Origin of the sequence: Streptomyces marokkonensis (assembly GCF_039539045.1) — a bacterium.
Taxonomy (GTDB): Bacteria; Actinomycetota; Actinomycetes; order Streptomycetales; family Streptomycetaceae; genus Streptomyces; species Streptomyces marokkonensis.
The window spans coordinates 1-841 of the sequence record NZ_BAABCQ010000399.1 but is presented as its reverse complement, the minus strand read 5'-3'; the positions used below and the strand labels follow the sequence as shown (position 1 = coordinate 841).

1 protein-coding gene is annotated in these 841 nt (G+C 66.0%); it reads right to left on the bottom strand.

Going from position 1 to position 841, the window contains the following annotated elements; genetic code table 11:
- On the bottom strand, nucleotides 1-841 hold an 841-nt coding region (locus tag ABEA26_RS36090; protein ID WP_345598312.1), incomplete at both ends, for a polyketide synthase dehydratase domain-containing protein.

Here is an 841-nt window from a genome sequence, read left to right as displayed (position 1 = left end):
TCGGCGAACACCTCGTCCCCACGCCGCCAAGCAGCCCTCAACCCCTGGAACGACGGCCCATAAACAAACCCCGCCCCCGCATACACCCCATACAGATCCGACACATCGACAGAAACCGCATCACGCGGCGGCCACTCGACGAGCAGTTCAGACACGGCCTGCGGCTCGTCGGCGGTCATCTCGCCCACCGCATGGCACGTCCAGGACTCGTCCAGTTCGGTGCCGTCCGGGCGTGAGTACACGCTCACCGCCCGCCGCCCCGAATCCCCCGCACCACTCACCACGACCTGCACCTGCACGCCGCCCCGCTCCGGAATCACCAACGGCGCCTGCAACGTCAACTCATCAACCCGCGGACAACCAACCTGCTCCCCCGCCCGCAACACCAACTCCACAAACGCCGTACCCGGCAACAACACCACACCCTGCACCACATGATCCGCCAACCACGGATGCGAACGCACCGACAAACGCCCCGTCAGCACCAGACCGTCACCCTCGGCCAACACCACCACCGCACCCAACAACGGATGCTCCGCAGCACCCAACCCCAGACGCCCCACATCAGCGCCCCCACGCACCCCACCCAACACCCGAGGCCAAAAACGCACACGCTCGAAGGCATACGTCGGCAGATCGACACGGCAAGCACCTGTGCCGGCGAAGTACGCCGACCAGTCAACTGCCGTCCCCCGTACAAAGAGATCGGCCAGAGAGGTGACCAGCGAACCCGGCTCCTCACGGTCTTTCCGGAGCACAGGTACGCAGGTGATCGCGCCGGTGTCAGAGGTGACGCAGTCCTGCGCCATCGCGGACAGCACACCGTCCGGACCCAGCTCCA